This window comes from Alteromonas macleodii (assembly GCF_903772925.1).
In the GTDB taxonomy this organism is placed as follows: Bacteria; Pseudomonadota; Gammaproteobacteria; order Enterobacterales; family Alteromonadaceae; genus Alteromonas; species Alteromonas macleodii_A.
This window is the reverse complement of the sequence record NZ_LR812090.1, coordinates 4231902-4255362: the sequence shown is the minus strand read 5'-3', so window position 1 is coordinate 4255362 and position 23461 is coordinate 4231902. Positions and strand designations below refer to the sequence as shown.

Here is a 23461-nt window from a genome sequence, read left to right as displayed (position 1 = left end):
ATGGTGTAGTTAACTTTTGGAACCCAAATTAATGACCGTTGAAACAGTTAAGCATTTAGATATAAACCCTGCCATCGTTAAAGCACTAGACTCTCAAGGCATTCACCAACTTTCTCCAATCCAGGCGCAGTCGCTTCCCGAAGCGCTTCAGGGAAAAGATGTGATTGGTCAGGCGCAAACAGGTAGCGGTAAAACCTTATGCTTCGTGATCCCAGCCTTGCAGCACATTGAAGTTAACGATTTTACTACACAAGCCATTATGCTTTGCCCAACCCGTGAGCTTGCCGACCAAGTAGCGCAGCAGTGCCGTAGTGCGGCTAAAAATATCGGTAATATCAAAGTAACTACCTTATGTGGCGGGCAGCCTATGGGGCCGCAAATTCAATCGTTAAAACACAGTCCTCACATTATTGTAGGTACTCCTGGACGCGTGATGGATCATGTGGAAAAGCGCCGTATTGATTTACGTAATGTAAAGCTGCGTGTGCTTGATGAAGCCGACCGGATGTTAGATATGGGCTTTGAAGATGATTTACGCATTATCTTCGGACAGACGCCAACGCAAGTGCAAACATTACTTTTTTCTGCAACTTTCACCGAGCAAATTGAGCGTGTGGCGAAGCAGTACTTGCATAACCCGGTAACCTGTAAAGTAGAAGCGCAAGAGAGCAAGCCGGCAATTACTCAGTTGGGCTATAACGTGTTGCCTCACACCAGAACGCAGGCGCTAAAAGCCGTATTAACCGAATATCAGCCTAAAAACGCCATTGTTTTCTGTAACCGTAAAACGCAGGTAAATGAAGTTGTTGAAGAGCTTATAGAAGATGGCTTCAGCGCTAAAGGGCTTCAGGGGGATATGGAACAGCATCAAAGAACTTCAGTGCTTATGCAGTTTTCAAGCGACGCGCTACAAGTGCTAGTGGCTACTGATGTTGCTGCCCGTGGATTAGATATCGATGATATTGCCTGTGTTATTAACTACACAGTAAGTGAAGAGCCTGAAACCCACATTCACCGCATTGGCAGAACGGCACGTGCGGGCGCTCAAGGTATGGCGATAACGCTAGTAAGCGAGGAAGAAGAACACTTTTTACGAAAGATAGAAGTATTGCAAGAAAGTGATATTCCGCTAAAAGGTGCGCAAAGCTTACGTTTTCATAAAAATAAAATTACCCAGCCTGACTTTACCTGTATTTCATTAAGTGCCGGTAAAAAGGAAAAGCTTCGCCCTGGCGACTTGGTAGGAGCGCTTACAAAAGATGCAGGCATTCCTGGCGACGACTTAGGTAAAATCAAAGTGCAAAACAGCATGAGTTTTGTCGCAGTGAAAACGCGAAGCGTCAAAAAAGCCATGACCCAGTTTAGAGAGGGTAAGATCAAAGGTAAGCGTATTAGAGCCCGAAAACTTTAACAGGCGCTTTAATAAGTAAGTATTTACCTTAAAGAAAGGAAGGTTAGTGTGGCTGCTGAAACTGATTTAACCCTGTTGCTCAAAAACTTAAACCCTGTAGCCGGTAGTGAAGACTTTGTATTCACCACTTTGCAGGCAGATAAATTAACCAGTTCATTGATTTCAGCGGCTAAGGGCATGTTTCAAGAGCGAGAGGGCACCACGCTCATTTTGCCTTCAGCCGAAGCCGAGCAAGCTGGACTTCAATTTGAAGGTTACTATCGCTGTATAACCTGCGAAGTGCACTCTAGTTTAGAGGCGGTAGGAATGACTGCCGCTATGTCTACCGCATTAGGTAAAGCCGGAATAAGTGCCAACGTGGTAGCGGCTTTCTATCACGACCACATTTTTGTACCTGCTGAAAAAGTTGATTTAGCGCTAGACGTGTTAACGTCGCTATCCGGTTAATTCTGTCGATGCTTATTTGGCAAAAATAATTACTGCTTAATCCAGTATCCACAACACGAAAAAAAGCCCCATGTTTGACACAGCAAACATGGGGCTTTAATTATCGTAGCTCACGTGTGCTACTTAAAGTACGTGAATTACCAAATTTTCACGCGTTCTTCTGGCGGCAGATACAACGCATCGTCTTCGGTAACGTTAAAGGCTTCGTAGAATTCTGGTACGTTGCGCACGGCGCCGTTGGTACGGAATTTAGTAGGAGAGTGGGTGTCTGTCTGTACTTGACTGCGCAACGCTTCTTCGCGGTATTTGCTGGCCCAAACCTGACCATAACCGATGAATACGCGCTGGTCGCCAGTAAAGCCATCTAGCTCTGGGGCTTTTTCACCATCAAGAGACAAGTGGTAAGCTTTAAGCGCAATACTAATACCGCCTAGGTCACCAATGTTTTCACCTAAGGTATATTCGCCGTTTACGTGTAAATCAGGTAACACTTCGAATTGATTGTATTGCTCTATGAGGTTTGCAGTACGTGCTTCAAACTCGCTGCGATCTTCATCGGTCCACCAGTTTCTTAGTACGCCATCACCGTCAAAGGTTGAGCCTGAATCATCGAATCCGTGACCTATTTCGTGTCCGATTACTGCGCCAATACCACCGTAGTTCACCGCGTCTTCTGCGTTCATATCAAAAAACGGAGGCTGCAGAATAGCGGCAGGGAATACAATTTCGTTAAGAGGCGGATTGTAGTATGCGTTAACGGTTTGAGGTGTCATACCCCATTCGTGGGTCCACACCGGGCCGCCTTGTTTCTTCAGCATTTCTTCGTATAGCACGTCAGAGGAGCGCTTAAGGTTACCGAATAAGTCACCGGCATTAACAGTTAGTGCTGAATAATCTCTCCACTGATCTGGATAACCTATTTTGACGGTAAATTTAGACAGTTTGTCCAGCGCTTGCGCACGAGTTTCATCTGTCATCCAATCAAGGTTTTCGATACTTTCTTTGTAAGCTAACAGCAGGTTATTAACCATTTCCATCATGCGATCTTTCGCTTCAGGCGGGAAATGCTGTTTTACATAAACCTTACCGATAAGCTCGCCTACATGGGCATTTGAAAGGCTTACTGCACGACGCCATTGAGGCTGCTGCTCTTCTACGCCGCGAAGCACTTTGCTGTAGAAATTGAAGTTTGCTTCATCAAGCTCGGCATTTAAGCGACTGGCTGAAGCATTTAACAAGCCCCACTTAAGGAACGTTTTCCAATCTTCCAGTGAGGTTTCTGCAATAACGCCATCAATGTTTTGCATGTAGTCTTTTTGCAAAATGCCTAGTGAAGGAATGTCGCTGATGTCAGCTTCAGCAAGATAGGCATCCCAGTTAAACTTAGGCATCAATGCTTTAAGTTCTTCAATCGAAAGTTTGTTATAGTTTGCGGCAAAGTTACGGGCTTGCTCTTTCTTCATGTGTAGTTGAGCAATTTTAGTCTCAAGCTCGAAAAGCATATCGGCACTTTCTTTTGGTGCTTCGAAACCCGCAAGTTCGAACATAGTTTGAATATGCTTAACGTATGCGTCACGAATGGTTTGTGACGTTTCGTCGTCTTTAAAATAGTACTCGCGCTCAGGCAGTCCAAGACCGGCTTGCCACGTGTACATCAGATATTCTTTTGGCGACTTGAGATCTGGGTATTGGGTTAGGCTGAATGGGGTACCGTAGCCATAGCGAGCAGCATAAGCAAAATACTCGGCAAGGTCGGTATAGTCTTCAATAGCCTCAATCTTGGATAGCTCAGGTTTTATTGGCGTTACGCCAAGCTTGTTGCGGGTTTCCATATCCATATAGGCACGGTAAAAATCGCCCACTTTTTGTTCGTCGCTTCCCGCTTTAAAATCACCTTCGGCAGAAGACTTAATAATATCCATTACGTGGTCTTGGGCTTCATCACGAAGAATAACGAAAGAACCGTAGCTAGACTTATCAGCTGGTATTTCAAAATTATCAAACCACTTACCGTTTACGTAGCGGAAGAAGTCATCACCGGGGTCTACAGACAGATCCATATTCTTTTTAATGACGCCTGAAGAAAGCTGCTGCTGAGCTTCTTCAGTGGCAGCGCTTTGGTTTTGCTGTTCTGTCGATGAATTTTGTGGGCTACAGGCCGTTAAGGCCAGTGCCACGCTTAAGCTTAAAACGCTACGTAACATGTGGAGTTTTCCTTTTCATTTTATTGGGCAACATTTGGACTTGCTGCTTATTGTTTTAGTGCGTTGCGAAACCTGTGCATCCCTTCGAAAGAATGGTGTGGCGTATTGCGTGCACGCTTTTTACTAATTTTTAGCATGGCGGCGGTGATAGAAAAAGTGTTTATAGTGAAAATACACAGCTTGTAACAACTTGTAGGGCTAATTTCGCTATAGTGTTTTTTTCACACACTACAACATTCAAGGAACGGCAATGGACTTACATAAAACTCCTTTTGAAAGCGTATCACCGTGCGAGTACGCAGACGCCCTGCCAAGAGAGCAGTTCATGCATTACGGGATTAAACCATTGTGGGACGGTATGCCTCGTATTGCTGGTCCAGCATTCACCGTTAAGTGTGAGCCGGGTGACCATCTTATGCTGCATGCGGCGATATATCGCGCAAGCCCTGGTGATATCATTGTGGTTGAAGCTGACGATGAATTTGCCGTTGCGGGCGGTAACGTCTGCGCAATCGCCCAATCTCGAGGGATTAAAGGCTTCGTAATTGATGGTGTTATCCGAGATATTGCTGAAACCCGTGACAACAAGTTTCCAGTGTTTGCCAGAGGCGTTATACCCAAGCCTGGAGCGAAAAAGTGCATATCGCCGTTAAATGAGCCTATTACCTGTGCTGGTGTAACTGTTCACGCGGGAGACATCATTGTGGCGGACGAGGAGGGCATTGCAGTCATTCCTAAGGATGAGGCGGTAGCAGCCTATGACATTGCCCAAAAGCGCGCACAAAAAGACGGTACTATGACGCTAGAACAGTGGCAGGCTGAACACGCTGAAAAAGTAGAAAGCATACTCGCTAAATTAGGCTTTGCGGAGTAAAGCTTTGCAGAAAATTAGCCATGCTTTGACTGGTTTTTGATAAGCTTTTCACTAAGCCCTTCATTAAGCAATTGGCTTTGCCAAATATTAACTAATGTTAAGTGAGCTTTGCGGTAAAAAAGTACCGCAAAGATCAACACACTTTCAGTTATCGTGTAGAATTGTGACCTAAGCATTTTGGGCATACGTAAACGTGCTCTGTCACCGAATAATTAACGAGTTCTACATGTTTTCATTTTTTGAAAAGCTGACCCAGCCTTTCCCCAATACACCGCCTACTCAACCGCCAACAGGTATCATTGCATTTTGTAAGTACTACACCAAAGGCATGTGGGGCGTCATTCTTACAGTTTCGGTGCTAAGTGCAATTGTGGCCATGTTAGAAGTAGCGCTGTTTGGATTTCTGGGCCAGTTGGTTGACTGGTTTTCTGAACAAAGCCGCGAAACCTTTTTAGAAGACCAAAAATTCACGCTTATTGGCATGGGTTTAACGGTTCTTGTTTTTATTCCATTGTTTATTTTGTTGCGCTCGCTGTTTTCACGCCAGTCCTTGATGGGTAATTACCCCATGCGCATTAGATGGCAGGCACACCGCTACTTACTTGGGCAAAGTTTAACCTTTTTCCACGACGAATTTGCCGGCCGTGTGGCTACTAAGGTAATGCAGACTGCACTATCGGTAAGAGAAACCGTGACCAAGGTTCTCGATTTGCTGGTGTACATCAGCGTTTATTTTATCTCTATGGTAGTGCTTATTTTCAGCACTGACTGGCGCTTAGCCATGCCGCTTATCGTATGGTTCTTTGTGTACATTGGTATTTTAAAAGTGCTGGTGCCTAAACTGAAAGAAGTATCGCAAAAGCAAGCCGACGCGCGCTCATTAATGACAGGGCGTATTGTGGATAGTTACACCAATATCACCACAGTGAAGCTGTTTTCGCATAGTCGCCGTGAAGCTGATTATGCAAAAGAAAGCATGGATGGTTTTCTTAAAACGGTTTACCCACAAATGCGTTTGGTTACCGTATTGGAATTTTGTGTGGAAATGGCTAACGCCATTCTTATCTTTACCATTGGCGCATTGTCTGTGTATTTATGGATGGAAAACATTGCGAGCCCCGGTGATATTGCCATTGCTATTAGTTTGTGTTTGCGACTAAACGGTATGTCGCACTGGGTAATGTGGGAAGTATCTGGCTTGTTTGAGAACTTAGGTACTGTGCAAGACGGCATGAATACACTAGCGCAGCCAATCGCAGTAAAAGATAAACCTAAGGCTAATGCACTTAAAGTAAATGGCGGCGGGATTAACTTCGACAACGTGAACTTTTCTTATGCTGGGGCCGATGAAAAGCCTATTGATGTGTTTAAAAATTTAGATTTAGACATCAAGCCTGGTGAAAAAGTAGGGTTAGTGGGGCGCTCTGGTGCAGGTAAATCAACTTTAGTGAACCTATTAATGCGCTTTTACGATACCCAAAGTGGCCGAATTGTCATTGATGGGCAAGATATTACCCAAGTGGGGCAGGAAACCCTACGAGCTAAAATCAGTATGGTAACGCAGGATACCTCGTTGATGCATCGCTCTGTACGCGACAATATTTTATACGGGCGTACGGATGCGACCGAAGAGGATATGGTAAAGGCGGCTAAGCAAGCCGAGGCGCACGATTTTATCCTTACCCTCACCGATAGTTACGGTAGAACAGGCTACGACGCGCATGTAGGTGAGCGAGGCGTTAAGCTTTCAGGCGGTCAGCGCCAGCGAATTGCTATTGCACGAGTGTTACTGAAAGACGCGCCCGTGCTGGTACTAGACGAAGCCACATCGGCACTAGATTCAGAAGTTGAAGCGGCCATTCAAGCCTGTCTGGATAAGGTGATGGAAGGTAAAACCGTGCTAGCCATTGCACATCGCCTATCTACCATTGCACAAATGGACAGGTTGCTTGTTTTGGATAAAGGTAACATTGTAGAGCAGGGCACACATGCTGAGCTTATCGCTCAAAATGGTATTTATGCGAAGCTTTGGGCTCACCAAACCGGCGGATTTATTGGTGTTGAATAAGAAACTTGTGAAATGGTGTTCAATCGCAGAAGGGATGGATAAACCGCTTGTATCTTGAAAGTGGTTAAGTATAATACGCGTCCCTCCCTTGCGATACCGCACTTTCCTTAGAAAAGACGCACAACTCACAAGGGCAGTGTAAGTAAATTTTGTCTTTTAGACACCACAGGGGTGTAGTTCGAATTGGTAGAACAGCGGTCTCCAAAACCGATGGTTGGGGGTTCGAGTCCCTCCACCCCTGCCAAATTTACTTAAACTAAGAATTTTTAAATTGCGCATTAAATGAGTGCGTAAAACAACGACGCTGTAGTGCTAGGATCGTAACATGAGCGAAAAGACGGAAAATCAGTCCAATGCATTGGACATGTTTAAATGGGTAGTGGTTTTTGCACTACTTGCCGGTTTAGTAACCGCTAATACAATGTACGGTGAGATCTCGGTACTATACCGTGCTATCGCTATTGTTGTAGTAGTTGGTATAGCTGGTTTTATCGCGGCAACTACCGAAAAAGGTAGCACCTTCTTGAGCTTTGCTAAAGAGTCTCGCACAGAAGTTCGCAAGGTTGTGTGGCCAACTCGTCAAGAGGCGAACCAAACTACACTTATCGTGCTTGCAGCGACGTTAATCATGGCACTAATTTTATGGGGACTAGACGGCATCATCGTTCGTGTAGTTGGCTTTATTACTGGAATAGGAGCATAAACGTATGTCTGAAGAAGAAGCAGTAAAGAAAAGATGGTACGTAGTACAAGCCTATTCGCAATATGAGTCTCGTGTAAAGAAGACCCTGCTTGAATACATCAAAATGCACAACATGGAAGACTACTTCGGTCAGGTACTAGTACCAACAGAAGAAGTTGTTGAGATGCGTGCGGGTCAGAAGCGTAAATCTGAGCGCAAGTTCTACCCGGGTTATGTACTGGTAGAAATGGCAATGACTGAAGAGTCTTGGCACTTAGTGAAAAGCGTTCCTCGTGTACTTGGTTTCATCGGTGGTACATCTGATCGCCCTATGCCTATCACGCAAAAAGAAGCTGATGCTATCTTAAATCGTCTTGAAGAAAACGTTGATAAGCCAAGACCAAAGACCTTGTTCGAACCAGGCGAAGTTATTCGTGTTACCGATGGTCCATTTGCAGACTTCAACGGTGTGGTAGAAGAAGTCGACTACGAAAAGAGCCGCGTAAAGGTGTCGGTACTTATCTTCGGTCGTTCTACACCGGTAGACCTAGAATTTGGTCAGGTAGAAAAAGGCTAAGCCCTCTCTGCTGAACACATTTAAAAAAGCCCCTTTGAAAGGGGCTTTTTTGTAGGTAATAACTCATTAAACGGCGTAGGCGTAAAAATACTAACCTTTCGATGGTTTTTTATTCTAATTAGCCCTTGCATAGTAATTAATCACCTTATATAATGCGCGCCCTTTTAAACGGAAACGGGAAGCCGATTGAGCAAATAATCTCTGTATTTGCGAGGCGTTAGACCCAAACAAGAGAGCATGTAAAATGGCTAAAAAAGTAAGCGGTATTATCAAGCTTCAGGTTGCAGCTGGCGCTGCTAACCCAAGTCCACCGGTTGGTCCTGCACTAGGTCAGCACGGTGTAAACATCATGGAATTCTGTAAGGCTTTCAACGCGAAAACTGAAAGTCTTGAGAAAGGCGCTCCAGTACCAGTAGAAATTACTGTATACGAAGATCGCTCTTTCACATTCGAAACTAAGACTCCTCCTGCGTCTTACCTGCTTAAGAAAGCAGCGGGCATCAAGAGTGGTTCTGGCCGTCCTAACACTGAAAAAGTGGGTAAAGTTACTCGCGCTCAGTTGGAAGAGATTGCTAAAACTAAAGAGCCAGACCTTACTGCAGCTGATCTAGATGCAGCGGTACGCACTATCGCGGGTTCTGCTCGCTCAATGGGCTTGAACGTAGAGGACTAATCGAATGGCTAAATTAACTAAACGCGCTCGCCTAATCCGCGACAAAGTTGACTCTACTAAAGAGTACGAAATCAACGAAGCAGTAGCGCTTCTTAAAGAACTAGCAACTGCTAAGTTCGCAGAAAGCGTTGACGTATCTGTTAACCTTGGTATCGATGCGAAGAAATCTGACCAAAACGTTCGTGGTGCAACTGTACTACCTAACGGTACTGGTAAAGACGTTCGCGTTGCAGTATTCACTCAAGGTGCAAATGCTGAAGCAGCGAAAGAAGCTGGTGCAGACATCGTTGGTATGGACGACTTAGCTGAGCAAGTTAAGAAAGGCGAAATGAACTTTGACGTAGTAGTTGCTAGCCCAGACGCGATGCGTGTTGTTGGTCAACTAGGTCAAATCTTAGGTCCACGTGGCCTTATGCCTAACCCTAAAACTGGCACTGTAACGCCTGACGTTGCAACTGCAGTTAAGAACGCTAAAGCTGGTCAGGTACGCTACCGTAACGATAAGAACGGTATCATCCACGCTAGCATCGGTAAGATTGCGTTCGAAGCGAACCAAATTCAAGAAAACCTTGAAGCGCTACTTGAAGCACTGAAGAAAGCTAAGCCTTCTTCTGCTAAAGGTACATACATCAAGAAGATCAGCCTAAGCACTACAATGGGTGCTGGTGTTGCTCTTGATAAGGCTTCTGTAGGTCTTTAATTTCGCTGAGCTTAGGCTCATCGAAATCTCTTAAAGGTTATGGGTTGGAGCTGTGACAATTAGCAGTGCTAATAAGCAGCTCCCGTCCAAGACCGCAGGTGCGGTGTGGTGAAAGAGGTAAGAGAACTTTCACAGTCAACACACGGCTTAATACAACAACCTGCGCAGACGGTGGTTTGACTCAGACTCTCTGGGGTAACAAACACCGTAGAGCGGTATCAACCATGAGGGTTGGTATCAATCTGTGAACCCTGATGGCGTGAGTAGGTAACTACACACAAAATCAGATACAAAGAGGTGAACTCAGTGGCACTAGGTTTAGCAGCAAAAAAAGAGATCGTAGCAGAAGTTTCTGAAGTTGCGTCTCGCGCTCTATCCGTAGCCGTTGCTGAATACCGTGGGATGGAAGTTGCAGAACTGACTGAACTACGTGTTAAGGCTCGTGAGCAAGGCGTATACCTAAAGGTTGTACGTAACACTCTTGCAAAGCGTGCTCTAGCAGACAGTCAATTTGCAGACTTAGACAGCGCCCTAACTGGCCCGCTTATCTATGGTTTCTCTATCGACGCACCAGGCGGTGCGGCACGTCTTTTCAAAGACTTCGGTAAGACTAACGATAAGCTTAAAGTTACAGCACTATCTATTGGTAGCGGTCTTCTTGGTCCAGAGAAATTGGACGCAGTTGCAGCACTACCTACCCGCGACGAAGCGCTTGCGAAACTACTTGCAACCTTCAAAGCACCAGTTGGGAAATTCGTTCAAACAATCAACGAAGTTCCTGGCAAGTTTGTGCGCGTATTGGCGGCGGTCAAAGACACCAAGTAATTGGCGTTTTTGGCATATTGATTTTTTTAACATTTTATACCCAGGAGTTTAGAGAACATGGCTCTAACTAAAGAAGATATCTTAAACGCAATCGCTGAAATGCCGGTAATGGAACTGGTAGAACTAATTGAAGCGGCTGAAGAGAAATTCAACGTATCTGCTGCAGCTGCTGTTGCTGTTGCTGGTCCAGCTGCTGGTGGCGACGCTGCTGCTGCAGAAGAAAAGACTGAATTCGACGTTGTAATGACTTCATTCGGTGGCAACAAAGTTGCAGTTATCAAAGCAGTTCGCGGTGCGACTGGCCTAGGTCTTAAAGAAGCTAAAGAAGTAGTTGAGTCTGCTCCTAAAGCTATCAAAGAAGGCGTAAGCAAAGATGAAGCTGAAGCACTTAAGAAAGAGCTTGAAGAAGCTGGTGCAGAAGTAGAAATTAAGTAATCTGACCTAGTCAGATTATTGCCTGAGACGGCAAGGCTGGTGGTTTTTTGAACCACCAGCCTTTTTGCGCTGTATAGTGTGTAGAAACTAACCCTTGGTTACACTACTTAAAGCGCCATTCGGAAATACCCATAAAAAGCATAAAAATCCAACAAGTTAACTAATAATTGGTTAAATTTTGTTGTATGCTGGTGTATCTGCCCGAAAAAGGGTTGTGGAAGTTTGTTGCTTAGTGCGCCATTTGAAACGCAGCTTTTAGCCCATAGCACGCGTTTTAAAGCATTTTGCAGCAGGTTGGGTCATAAATCAGCAGGCTGAGGAACCCATGGTTTACTCTTATAGCGAAAAGAAACGTATCCGTAAGGATTTTGGCAAACGCCCACAGGTACTGGAAATTCCATACCTTCTTTCAATTCAGCTTGATTCTTTCAAAAAGTTTATTGAGACCGATCCGGAAGCTCAATACGGTTTGGAAGCAGCATTTCGTTCCGTTTTTCCAATTAAAAGCTACTCAGGTAGTTCAGAGCTTCAATATGTAAGCTACCGCCTGGGAGAGCCAGTTTTCGACGTTAAAGAATGTCAAATTCGTGGCGTAACTTTCTCTGCTCCGTTAAGAGTAAAACTACGGTTAGTGTTGTTCGATAAAGACGCTGCCCCAGGTACCGTAAAAGATATTAAAGAACAAGAAGTGTACATGGGCGAGATCCCATTGATGACTGAGAACGGTACGTTCGTTATCAATGGTACTGAGCGTGTTATCGTGTCACAGCTACACCGTTCACCTGGTGTATTCTTTGATCACGACAAAGGTAAAACCCACTCGTCAGGTAAAGTGCTTTATAACGCACGTGTAATTCCTTACCGTGGTTCGTGGTTAGACTTCGAGTTTGACCCGAAAGATAACCTGTTTGTACGTATTGACCGTCGTCGTAAATTGCCTGCAACTATTATCTTGCGCGCACTTGAAATGACGTCTGAAGAAATCCTTGATACTTTCTTCGACAAAGTTGGCGTACGTATCAACAAAGACAAGTTGATGATGGAAGTGGTTCCAGATCGCCTTCGTGGTGAAACTGCTGCATTTGACATCATTGATGGTGAAGGCAACGTTGTTGTTGAAACGGGTCGTCGTATCTCAGCACGTCATACTCGTGCACTAGAGAAAGCAGGTCTTACTGAGCTAGAAGTTCCAGCTGATTACCTAATTGGCCGCGTATACGCTGCTACTTACGTAAACGAAGACACTGGCGAAGTTATTGTAAGCGCGAACGAAGAACTTACCCTTGAGAACCTAGCGGCGCTAAGTCAAGCGGGTATCAAAGAGTTCGAAACGCTTTACATTAACGAGCTTGACCACGGTTCATATATTTCAGATACACTTCGTATCGACTCTTCAACTAACCGCCTAGAAGCGCTCGTTGAAATTTACCGTATGATGCGTCCTGGTGAGCCACCAACAAAAGACGCAGCAGAAACCTTGTTCGATAACTTGTTCTTCTCTGACGAACGTTACGATCTATCTTCTGTTGGCCGCATGAAGTTCAACCGCCGTCTAGGCCGTGAAGAGCTTATTGGTTCAGGCACGCTAGATAAAGAAGACATTATTTCTGTAATGAAGCAGCTAATAATGATTCGTGACGGTAAAGACGAAGTAGATGATATCGATCACCTAGGTAACCGTCGTATCCGTTCTGTTGGTGAAATGGCAGAGAACCAATTCCGCGTTGGTCTTGTGCGTGTAGAACGTGCAGTTAAAGAGCGTCTAAGCTTAGGCGATCTAGACAACGTAATGCCGCAAGACCTAATTAACGCTAAGCCTATCTCGGCTGCGGTTAAAGAGTTCTTCGGTTCATCTCAGCTTTCTCAGTTCATGGACCAAAACAACCCGCTATCAGAAGTAACGCACAAGCGTCGTATTTCTGCATTAGGCCCGGGTGGTCTTACACGTGAACGTGCAGGCTTCGAGGTTCGAGACGTACACCCGACTCACTATGGTCGTCTATGTCCAATCGAAACGCCGGAAGGCCCGAACATCGGTCTTATCAACTCATTGGCGAGCTTTGCGCGAACCAATGACTTCGGTTTCCTTGAAACACCTTTCCGTCGCATTGTTGACGGTGTGGTAACAGACGAAATCGATTACTTATCTGCAATTGAAGAAGGTCAATTCGCAATCGCTCAGGCTAACATTGCGCTGACTGAGAATGGCGAGTTGGTAGACGACCTAATTCCATGTCGTCACCGCGGTGAAACTACTTTGATGCCAACTGAAGACATCAAATACATGGACGTTTCACCACAGCAAATCGTTTCAATTGCTGCGAGTATTATTCCATTCCTAGAGCACGATGATGCAAACCGTGCACTTATGGGTGCGAACATGCAACGTCAGGCAGTACCTACATTGCGCGCTGATAAGCCGCTAGTTGGTACCGGTATGGAAAGAACTATCGCGGTTGACTCAGGTGTTACTGTAGTTGCTAAGCGCGGTGGTGTGGTTGATTATGTTGATGCCAGCCGTATCGTAATTAAAGTAGACGAAGATGAAATGCTTCCAGGTGAAGCAGGTATCGATATCTACAACCTGACTAAATACACGCGTTCTAACCAGAACACTTGTATCAATCAGAAGCCTACCTGTAGTGTTGGCGACCCGATTGTTACTGGTGACGTGCTAGCTGATGGTCCTTCAACAGACTTAGGTGACCTTGCACTTGGTCAGAACATGCGTATCGCGTTCATGCCGTGGAATGGTTACAACTTCGAGGATTCAATCCTTATTTCTGAGCGTGTAGCACAGGAAGACCGATTCACTACAATCCACATTCAAGAGCTTAGCTGTATCGCTCGTGATACTAAGCTTGGGCCAGAAGAAATTTCTTCTGATATCCCGAACGTGGGTGAATCTGCACTAAGCAAGCTTGATGAATCAGGTGTTGTTTACATTGGTGCGGAAGTGAAAGGTGGTGACATCCTAGTAGGTAAAGTAACGCCTAAAGGTGAAACTCAGCTTACGCCAGAAGAGAAACTACTACGTGCAATCTTCGGTGAAAAAGCGTCTGACGTTAAAGATACGTCTCTACGTGTACCTAACTCTGTTCACGGTACCGTAATTGATGTTCAAGTATTTACCCGTGACGGTGTAGAGAAAGACAAGCGCGCGCTAGAAATCGAAGACATGCAGCTACGTCAGGTTAAGAAAGACCTTACTGATGAGTTCGAAATTCTTGCTGACGGTATCTTTGCCCGTGCGCAAACTGCACTTCTACGTGCTGGTGTTGACCAAGCTAAGCTTGACAGCCTACCGCGTGAAAAGTGGTTTGAAATTGCACTTAACAGCGAAGATGCACAGCTAGAGCTAGACCAAATCGCTGATCAGCACGCTGAAATTAAAGCGGACTTCGATAAGAAGTTTGAAACTAAGCGTCGTAAGATCACACAAGGCGATGACCTAGCACCTGGCGTACTTAAGATTGTTAAGGTTTACCTTGCGGTTAAGCGTCACATCCAACCGGGTGACAAGATGGCCGGACGTCACGGTAACAAAGGTGTTATCTCGACTATCCAGCCTGTAGAAGACATGCCATACGATGCTAACGGTACGCCGGTAGATATCGTTCTTAACCCACTAGGTGTACCGTCTCGTATGAACATCGGTCAGATCCTAGAAACTCACTTGGGTATGGCTGCACACGGTCTTGGTGTGAAGATTGATCGCATGATTAAAGAGCAGCGTGAGCTGGCTGAACTGCGTGAGTTCTTGAAGAAGGTGTACGAGCTTGGTGAAAATCACCAAGAAGTTGACATCGATAACTTCACAGACCACGAAGTACGTCGCTTAGCTGAAAACCTTCGTAAGGGTGTTCCGATTGCAACGCCTGTATTCGACGGTGCTCGTGAATCAGAAATCAAAGAAATGCTGAAGCTTGCTGATATTCCAGAAAGCGGTCAGATTTCATTGTTCGACGGTCGTACCGGTCGCGAGTTTGAGCGTCCAGTTACGGTTGGTTACATGTACATGCTGAAACTGAACCACTTAGTAGACGACAAGATGCACGCGCGTTCTACTGGTTCTTACAGCCTTGTTACACAGCAGCCTCTTGGTGGTAAAGCACAGTTTGGTGGTCAGCGCTTCGGTGAGATGGAAGTGTGGGCACTTGAAGCATACGGTGCAGCATATACCCTTCAGGAAATGCTTACTGTTAAGTCAGATGACGTTAACGGCCGTACCAAGATGTACAAGAACATCGTCGATGGCGACCACAGAATGGAACCTGGCATGCCAGAATCATTCAACGTACTACTTAAAGAAATTCGCTCGTTGGGTATCAACATCGAGCTTGAAGAAAAGTAATACGGCAATCGCCGCGTAATGTTATGAGATGGCCCGGCGCTTGCGCCGGGTTCTAGAGACTGACTCCGCTGGGAGAGTAATGTGAAAGACTTATTAAAGTTTCTAAAGCAACAAAACAAGACTGAAGAATTCGATAATATTCGAATCGGTCTGTCTTCACCTGACATGATTCGTTCATGGTCATTCGGTGAAGTTAAAAAGCCTGAAACAATTAACTACCGTACGTTCAAGCCTGAGCGTGACGGTCTGTTCTGTGCGCGTATCTTTGGTCCGGTTAAAGACTACGAGTGTCTTTGCGGTAAGTACAAGCGCCTTAAGCACCGCGGTGTTATCTGTGAGAAGTGTGGCGTTGAAGTTACACTGACTAAAGTACGTCGTGAGCGTATGGGTCACATCGAGCTAGCTAGCCCGGTTGCACACATCTGGTTCCTTAAATCACTTCCGTCTCGTATCGGCCTTATGCTTGATATGACACTTCGTGATATTGAACGTGTACTTTACTTTGAATCATACGTGGTTACAGAGCCAGGTATGACAACGCTTGAGCGCAGCCAACTTCTAAACGAAGAAGAGTACTTGGATGCACTTGAAGAGCACGGTGACGAGTTTGAAGCGAAGATGGGTGCTGAGGCAGTATTCGATCTTCTAACAGTACTTGACGTAGACGCAGATGTTGCGGCTATGCGTGAAGAGCTGCCTTCAATTAATTCTGAAACCAAGCGTAAGAAGATTACTAAGCGTCTGAAATTGCTTGAGTCATTCCAACAATCTGGCAACAAGCCAGAGTGGATGATCATGACGGTTCTTCCGGTACTTCCGCCAGATTTACGTCCTCTAGTACCACTAGATGGCGGCCGTTTTGCGACGTCTGACCTTAACGACCTATACCGTCGTGTAATCAACCGTAACAATCGTCTTAAGCGTCTTCTAGACCTAGCTGCTCCAGACATTATCGTACGCAACGAAAAGCGTATGCTTCAAGAGTCTGTAGATGCGCTTCTAGATAACGGACGTCGTGGTCGTGCGATTACCGGTTCTAACAAGCGTCCACTTAAGTCGCTTGCAGACATGATCAAAGGTAAGCAAGGTCGTTTCCGTCAAAACCTTCTTGGTAAGCGTGTTGACTACTCTGGCCGTTCTGTAATTACCGTTGGTCCAACGCTACGTCTTCACCAGTGTGGTCTTCCTAAGAAGATGGCACTTGAGCTATTCAAACCGTTTATCTACGGTAAGCTTGAAGGTCGTGGTCTTGCGACAACAATCAAAGCTGCTAAGAAGCTTGTAGAGCGCGAAGCACCAGAGGTTTGGGACGTACTAGACGACGTTATCCGCGAACACCCGGTACTACTTAACCGTGCACCTACACTTCACCGTTTGGGTATCCAAGCATTCGAACCTACACTAATCGAAGGTAAAGCGATTCAGCTTCACCCGCTAGTGTGTGCGGCGTACAACGCCGACTTCGATGGTGACCAAATGGCGGTACACGTACCGTTGACAATCGAAGCACAGCTAGAAGCACGTGCCCTTATGATGTCAACGAACAACATCCTGTCACCAGCGAACGGTGAGCCAATTATCGTACCTTCACAGGACGTTGTATTAGGTCTTTATTACCTAACGCGTGACAAAGTAAACGGCTTAGGCGAAGGCATGGTGTTTACCAGCCCGAATGAAGCAGAAAAAGCGTACCGTACAGGTAATGCTGAGCTTCACTCTCGCGTTAAAGTACGTATTACTGAATATGACATCGATGAAGATGGCAACAAAACTGAGAAAGTAACCCTAACTGACACTACTGTTGGTCGTGCGATTTTCTCATTGATCCTTCCAAAGGGTCTGCCGTTTGAAATCATCAACCAAGCGATGGGCAAGAAGCAAATTTCAAAACTATTGAATGCTTGTTACCGTACGCTAGGTCTGAAAGACACAGTAATTGCTGCTGACCAAATCATGTATACCGGTTTCCACTACGCGATGATCGCGGGTGCGTCTGTTGGTATCGACGATATGGTTATCCCTGCTGCTAAGAAAGAAATTATCGACGCGGCGGAAGCAGAAGTTATCGAAATTCAGGAACAGTTCCAAAACGGTCTTGTTACCGCGGGTGAGCGTTACAACAAAGTTATCGATATCTGGTCAAATGCCAACGAAAAAGTTGCTAAGGCCATGATGGATAACCTTAAGACTGACATCGTAATTAACCGCGATGGCGAAGAAGAAGAGCAATCATCATTTAACTCAGTTTACATGATGGCCGACTCGGGTGCTCGTGGTAGTGCCGCTCAGATTCGTCAGCTTGCAGGTATGCGTGGTCTGATGGCTAAGCCAGATGGCTCAATCATCGAAACCCCAATTACGGCGAACTTCCGTGAAGGTCTGAACGTACTACAGTACTTCATCTCAACTCACGGTGCTCGTAAAGGTCTAGCGGATACCGCACTTAAGACAGCTAACTCGGGTTACCTAACACGTCGTCTAGTAGACGTTGCACAAGACTTGGTAATCACTAACGACGACTGTGGCACATTCGAAGGTGTTCAAATGACACCACTAATCGAAGGTGGCGACGTTGTTGAGCCGCTACGCGAGCGTGTACTAGGTCGTGTGGTAGCAGAAGACGTACTTAAGCCAGGTACTGACGAAGTACTAGTTGAGCGTAATGTTCTTCTAGACGAAGCGTTAGTAGACATGCTTGAAGCCAACTCAGTTGACCAAATAATGGTTCGCTCGGTAATCACTTGTGACAACGACTTCGGTGTTTGTGCTAAGTGTTACGGTCGTGACCTTGCACGTGGTCACATGGTGGGTAGCGGTGAATCGGTTGGTGTTATTGCAGCACAGTCAATCGGTGAACCAGGTACACAGCTTACCATGCGTACGTTCCACATCGGTGGTGCGGCATCAAGAGCATCTGCTGAGAACAGCGTACAAGTTAAAACAGCGGGTAGCCTTAAGCTACACAACGCGAAATTCGTACGTAACTCTGAAGGTAAAGTGGTTATTGTTTCTCGTTCAACAGAGCTTACTGTTATCGACGAGCAAGGCCGTGAGAAAGAGCGCTATAAAGTACCTTACGGTGCTGTACTTAGCGTGGATGATGGTGCATCAATTGCAGCTGGCGACGTTGTTGCTAACTGGGATCCGCATAGTCACCCAATCATCACTGAACGTGCAGCTAAGATTAGCTTCGCAGACATTGATGACTCTAACACCGAAATGCAGCAAGACGAGCTTACTGGTCTAACACGTATCGTTGTTAAAGACCTTGCGAAAGTTAACGCGAAAGAGCCTAAGCTTATCCTTGAGAGCGACGAGTTCGGTCTTCAGGAAATTCGTCTTCCAAGCTTTACCACGATTGAAGCGTCGGAAGGCAAAGTGGCTAACGAAGGTGACGTGCTAGCACGTATTCCTCAGGAAAGCTCGAAGACTCGTGATATCACGGGTGGTCTACCGCGCGTTGCGGACCTATTTGAAGCACGTAAGCCTAAAGAGCCTGCTATCCTTGCAGAAATCTCAGGTACTATCGGCTTCGGTAAAGAGACCAAAGGTAAGAAGCGTCTTGTAATTACACCTGCTGAAGGTGATGCATACGAAGAGATGATTCCTAAGTGGCGTCAGCTTAACGTGTTCGAAGGTGAGAAAGTGGAAAAAGGCGAAGTTATCGCCGATGGTCCAGAGTCTCCACACGATATCCTACGTCTACGTGGTATCTCAGCAGTAGCAAACTACATCGTGAACGAAGTTCAGGAAGTATACCGTCTACAGGGTGTTAAGATTAACGATAAGCACATCGAAGTAGTTATCCGTCAGATGCTACGTAAGTGCATTATCACTCACCCAGGCGATACGCAGTTCCTTGAAGGCGAACAGGTTGAAGTATCGAACGTTAAAGTGGCGAACCGTGAAATTGAAAAACACGGTAAGATCCCTGCGCAGTACGAAACACAGCTGCTTGGTATCACTAAGGCGTCACTGTCTACTGAGTCATTTATCTCAGCGGCATCGTTCCAAGAAACAACACGTGTTCTAACTGAAGCTGCGGTTCAAGGTAAAGAAGATGACCTACGCGGTCTGAAAGAAAACGTAATCGTTGGTCGTCTAATTCCAGCGGGTACCGGTTTCGCTTACCACGAACGCCGTGCACAACGTCGCAAAGAGCAAATCGAAGAAATGTCAGTTTCTGCTGCTGAAGCAGAACAGGCACTAACCGAAGCGCTTAATGCAGGTGCAGACGAAGATACTGCCGAATAAGGCAAGATCATAGGAGTACGTTAACGTACTCCTAACAATTTGGCAGTCAAGTTGTACAGATTGCAGATAAATTATCTGCTTAAGCTTTGTACACCTTGACAGTCAGAGCGATGATCTTTAATATTCCGCGACCCGATTTTGGATAGCCATCAAATGGCTCGATAAACGGTCGCGGTTTTTCGTATCAGCGCTCAGTGAATATTGACGAGCACAATGTTCACAAACAAGCGCGATTAATAGATTAATCGCATTAATATGGACCCAGTCGCAGTGATTGGGTTTTCGTAGTTTTTAATCAGGAGCTAGTTAATGGCAACAGTTAACCAGTTAGTGCGCAAGCCGCGTAGAAAGCCCGTTGAAAAAAGCAACGTAGCTGCTCTACAAGCTTGTCCACAAAGACGTGGTGTATGTACTCGTGTATATACTACTACGCCTAAGAAACCAAACTCTGCACTACGTAAAGTATGTCGTGTACGTCTAACTAACGGTTTTGAAGTTTCTTCATACATCGGTGGTGAAGGTCACAACCTACAAGAGCACAGTGTAGTACTTATCCGTGGTGGTCGTGTTAAAGATCTACCAGGTGTTCGTTATCACACAGTTCGCGGTACTCTTGACTGCGCAGGTGTAAACGATCGTAGACAAGCCCGTTCTAAGTACGGCGCGAAGAAGCCTAAGTCTTAACGGTTCTCCGTTAGTAAGGCCAAACTGAAGTTTAAGAGTTTTGGGTTTTCCCTGAATTCATACGGAGAATAGAAAATGCCAAGAAGAAGAGTCGTAGGTCAACGTAAAATCCTACCAGAGCCAAAATTTGGTTCACAACTGCTTGCGAAATTCATGAATGTCGTAATGCTCGACGGCAAAAAGTCAGTCGCTGAAAGAATCGTTTACGGTGCGCTTGATATTGTTGCTGAAAAAACCGGCAAAGCACACCTAGATATCTTCGAGGAAGCGCTTGATAACATCCGCCCAACAGTAGAGGTTAAGTCTCGTCGTGTTGGTGGTTCAACTTATCAGGTTCCAGTTGAAGTACGTCCAGTTCGTCGTAACGCGCTAGGTATGCGTTGGATGGTAGAAGCTGCACGTAAACGTGGCGAAAAGTCTATGGCACAACGCCTAGCGGCTGAAATGCTAGACGCAGCAGATAATAAAGGTTCAGCGGTTAAGAAACGTGAAGACGTTCACCGTATGGCCGAAGCAAACAAAGCGTTTGCTCACTACCGTTGGTAATCAACGTTATTTAACTGAGAGAGATTTATGCCTCGTAAGACCTCGATTGAGCGTTATCGCAATATTGGTATTGTGGCTCACGTGGACGCGGGTAAAACCACGACCACAGAGCGAGTCCTGTTTTATACAGGGCTGTCTCACAAAATCGGTGAAGTGCACGATGGTGCTGCTACCATGGACTGGATGGAGCAAGAGCAGGAGCGTGGTATTACTATCACGTCTGCTGCAACGACTTGTTTCTGGTCTGGTATGGAGCAACAGTTCGATCAGCACAGAATTAACATCATCGACACCCCTGGACACGTAGACTTTACTATTGAAGTAGAGCGGTCATTACGTGTACTAGACGGTGCAGTAGTTGTTTTCTGTGGGTCTTCTGGGGTAGAACCTCAATCAGAGACAGTCTGGCGACAGGCTGACAAATATGAAGTGCCACGCCTTGTGTTCGTTAATAAAATGGACCGGGCTGGCGCTGATTTTGAGCGCGTTGTGGGGCAAATCCGTAAGCGTTTAGGCGCAAACTGTGTTCCGATTCAAATCAACATGGGCGCTGAAGAGAATTTTCATGGCGTCATCGACCTTGTGAAGATGAAAGCCATCAACTGGAATGAAGACGACATGGGTATGACATTTACCTATGAAGACATTCCGGCTGAATATCTTGATACCGCTGAGCAGTACCGTACCGAGATGATCGAAGCGGCTGCAGAAGCGTCTGATGAGCTGATGGATAAGTATTTAGAAGGCGAAGAGCTGACTGAAGAAGAAATCCGTTTAGGCCTTCGTACGCGTACACTGAACAACGAAATTGTTCTTGCCACTTGTGGCAGTGCCTTCAAAAACAAAGGTGTTCAGGCAGTACTAGACTCTGTAATTCACTATTTACCGTCTCCAACTGAAGTTAAAGCCATTACAGGTGTGCTTGACGATAAAGACGAGACTGAAGCAGAGCGTCATTCAAGCGACGATGAGCCTTTCTCAGCACTAGCATTTAAAATAGCAACTGACCCATTTGTGGGCACGTTGACCTTTTTCCGCTGTTACTCAGGTGTAGTTAATACGGGCGATACTGTATATAACCCAGTAAAAGGTAAACGTGAGCGCTTCGGGCGTATCGTGCAAATGCACGCAAAAGACCGCGAAGAGCTTAAAGAAGTACGCGCAGGTGACATTGCCGCCGCTATCGGCCTTAAAGATGTTACCACTGGTGATACGCTTTGCGATCCGAATCACGTTATCACGTTAGAGCGTATGGAGTTCCCAGACCCTGTTATTTCAATAGCAGTAGAGCCTAAATCTCAGGCTGACCAAGAAAAAATGGGTATTGCCTTAGGCAAACTTGCGGCAGAAGATCCATCGTTTAAAGTTAAAACTGATGATGAGACGGGTCAGACAATTATCTCAGGTATGGGTGAACTTCACCTTGATATCATTGTCGACCGCATGAAGCGCGAATTTAAAGTTGAATGTAACGTAGGTAACCCACAGGTTGCTTATCGCGAAACCCTTCGTAAATCTGTTGAAGTGGAAGGGAAGTTCGTTCGTCAGTCAGGCGGCCGAGGCCAATTTGGTCATGTATGGCTGCGCATTGAGCCTCAGGAAGAAGGTTCAGGCTACGAATTTGTGAACGAAATCGTCGGTGGTGTTGTACCAAAAGAGTTCATTCCAGCGGTCGATAAAGGAATTCAGGAGCAGATGCGAAGTGGTGTTCTTGCAGGGTTCCCAGTACTAGATGTAAAGGTAACTTTGTTTGATGGTTCTTACCACGATGTTGACTCTTCTGAAATGGCGTTTAAGATCGCCGGCTCTATGGGTTTCAAAAAAGGCGCCGCAGAAGCAAATCCGGTGTTGCTTGAACCCACAATGAAAGTTGAAGTGACTACTCCAGAAGACTGGATGGGTGATGTAGTCGGTGACATTAATCGTCGCCGCGGCATGATCGAAGGTATGGAAGATGGCGTAGCAGGTGTTAAAATAATACGTGCAAAAGTGCCGCTTTCAGAAATGTTTGGCTACGCAACTGATTTGCGTTCACAAACACAAGGTCGTGCTTCATACTCAATGGAGTTCTTCAATTATTCTGAGGCGCCTAACAATGTGGCGCAGGCTATTATTGAATCTAGAATTTAATCTAAATGAAGGTTCGGTCCGGTCTATTGGTGGGTCGGACTTTTAACTTAGGAAACGAGAAAAATGGCAAAAGAAAAGTTTGAACGTACGAAACCCCACGTAAACGTGGGTACAATCGGCCACGTTGACCACGGTAAAACTACCCTAACTGCAGCTATCACTACAGTTCTTTCTAAAACTTACGGCGGTTCTGCTCAGGCTTTCGATCAATTCGATAACGCGCCTGAGGAGAAAGCTCGTGGTATCACCCTTTCTACTTCACACGTAGAATATGACACTCCCTACTCATCACTACGCACACGGTAGACTGCCCTAGGACAGGCTGAATTACGTTAAAAACATGATTCACTGGCTGCTGCTTCGACTAAAGGGGGGTATCCGCACTAATTGGCTGCGAATGGACAGTCCTTAGGTTCTCAGAACTCCTTATTCAGCTCCCTACTTTAGATCGGCGGCGTTGGTTTCTCTTAACATCAGCTGTATTTCGGGTATCGGGTGGGGACTCGTCCTGTTCCATGAAAAACGTTTTCCCTTTACGCAAATCATGGAAGGTCGGCCATCCCCTTTAAATAAAACTGAATTCTCCCAGGGTCCCTC

Annotated in this window: 16 protein-coding genes, 1 tRNA gene and 1 pseudogene; 17 read left to right on the top strand and 1 reads right to left on the bottom strand. The window is 45.8% G+C overall.

The features are described from left to right. Window positions 1–31: 31 nt before the first annotated feature. The gene (gene dbpA / locus PCAR9_RS18175) at window positions 32–1411 is read left to right on the top strand and encodes an ATP-dependent RNA helicase DbpA (RefSeq protein ID WP_179984812.1); all 1380 of its coding nucleotides are present in this window, start codon (window positions 32–34) and stop codon (window positions 1409–1411) included. 48 nt (window positions 1412–1459) lie between these two features. Further along, window positions 1460–1858, top strand: a complete 399-nt coding sequence (locus PCAR9_RS18170; protein ID WP_179984811.1) for an ACT domain-containing protein — start codon at window positions 1460–1462, stop codon at window positions 1856–1858. A gap of 137 nt (window positions 1859–1995) precedes the next feature. Here PCAR9_RS18170 and PCAR9_RS18165 read toward each other — a convergent pair whose 3' ends face one another. Next, complete coding sequence (locus tag PCAR9_RS18165) at window positions 1996–4062, bottom strand: M13 family metallopeptidase (protein ID WP_179984810.1); 2067 nt, start codon at window positions 4060–4062, stop codon at window positions 1996–1998. Window positions 4063–4312: 250 nt separating this feature from the next. Here PCAR9_RS18165 and PCAR9_RS18160 point away from each other — a divergent pair, with 250 nt between their 5' ends. From PCAR9_RS18160 to PCAR9_RS18090, 15 genes and pseudogenes are all read left to right on the top strand, one after another. Beyond that, window positions 4313–4936: an RraA family protein gene (locus PCAR9_RS18160; RefSeq protein ID WP_179984809.1), complete on the top strand. Its 624-nt coding sequence runs from the start codon at window positions 4313–4315 to the stop codon at window positions 4934–4936. A gap of 226 nt (window positions 4937–5162) precedes the next feature. Next, window positions 5163–7004, top strand: coding sequence for an ABC transporter ATP-binding protein (locus tag PCAR9_RS18155; RefSeq protein WP_179984808.1), 1842 nt, complete (start codon window positions 5163–5165; stop codon window positions 7002–7004). 167 nt (window positions 7005–7171) lie between these two features. Next, window positions 7172–7248 (top strand) — tRNA-Trp (locus tag PCAR9_RS18150). Between the two features lie 81 nt (window positions 7249–7329). Beyond that, window positions 7330–7707, top strand: coding sequence for a preprotein translocase subunit SecE (secE, locus tag PCAR9_RS18145; RefSeq protein WP_014951045.1), 378 nt, complete (start codon window positions 7330–7332; stop codon window positions 7705–7707). Between the two features lie 4 nt (window positions 7708–7711). Then, the gene (gene nusG, locus PCAR9_RS18140) at window positions 7712–8263 is read left to right on the top strand and encodes a transcription termination/antitermination protein NusG (protein ID WP_179984807.1); all 552 of its coding nucleotides are present in this window, start codon (window positions 7712–7714) and stop codon (window positions 8261–8263) included. Between the two features lie 244 nt (window positions 8264–8507). Further along, window positions 8508–8936 carry a 50S ribosomal protein L11 gene (gene rplK / locus PCAR9_RS18135; RefSeq protein WP_014951043.1) on the top strand — a complete coding sequence of 143 codons (429 nt, stop codon included), beginning with the start codon at window positions 8508–8510 and terminating at the stop codon, window positions 8934–8936. Between the two features lie 4 nt (window positions 8937–8940). Continuing rightward, window positions 8941–9636, top strand: coding sequence for a 50S ribosomal protein L1 (gene rplA / locus PCAR9_RS18130; protein WP_014951042.1), 696 nt, complete (start codon window positions 8941–8943; stop codon window positions 9634–9636). Between the two features lie 306 nt (window positions 9637–9942). After that, a complete protein-coding gene (rplJ, locus tag PCAR9_RS18125) occupies window positions 9943–10461 on the top strand; it encodes a 50S ribosomal protein L10 (RefSeq protein ID WP_118491686.1) in 519 nt (172 codons plus the stop codon). Between the two features lie 57 nt (window positions 10462–10518). Further along, window positions 10519–10896: a 50S ribosomal protein L7/L12 gene (rplL, locus tag PCAR9_RS18120; protein ID WP_015068303.1), complete on the top strand. Its 378-nt coding sequence runs from the start codon at window positions 10519–10521 to the stop codon at window positions 10894–10896. A gap of 325 nt (window positions 10897–11221) precedes the next feature. Further along, window positions 11222–15250, top strand: coding sequence for a DNA-directed RNA polymerase subunit beta (gene rpoB / locus PCAR9_RS18115; RefSeq protein WP_118491688.1), 4029 nt, complete (start codon window positions 11222–11224; stop codon window positions 15248–15250). 81 nt (window positions 15251–15331) lie between these two features. Continuing rightward, complete coding sequence (gene rpoC / locus PCAR9_RS18110; RefSeq protein WP_179984806.1) at window positions 15332–19504, top strand: DNA-directed RNA polymerase subunit beta'; 4173 nt, start codon at window positions 15332–15334, stop codon at window positions 19502–19504. 309 nt (window positions 19505–19813) lie between these two features. Further along, a complete protein-coding gene (gene rpsL, locus PCAR9_RS18105; protein ID WP_025257518.1) occupies window positions 19814–20188 on the top strand; it encodes a 30S ribosomal protein S12 in 375 nt (124 codons plus the stop codon). 75 nt (window positions 20189–20263) lie between these two features. Continuing rightward, window positions 20264–20734, top strand: a complete 471-nt coding sequence (gene rpsG / locus PCAR9_RS18100; RefSeq protein WP_014980519.1) for a 30S ribosomal protein S7 — start codon at window positions 20264–20266, stop codon at window positions 20732–20734. 27 nt (window positions 20735–20761) lie between these two features. Further along, the gene (gene fusA, locus PCAR9_RS18095; RefSeq protein WP_179984805.1) at window positions 20762–22864 is read left to right on the top strand and encodes an elongation factor G; all 2103 of its coding nucleotides are present in this window, start codon (window positions 20762–20764) and stop codon (window positions 22862–22864) included. A 63-nt stretch (window positions 22865–22927) separates the two neighbouring features. After that, window positions 22928–23210: pseudogene (locus tag PCAR9_RS18090) on the top strand (GTP-binding protein); the annotation flags it as partial. Window positions 23211–23461 lie beyond the last annotated feature (251 nt).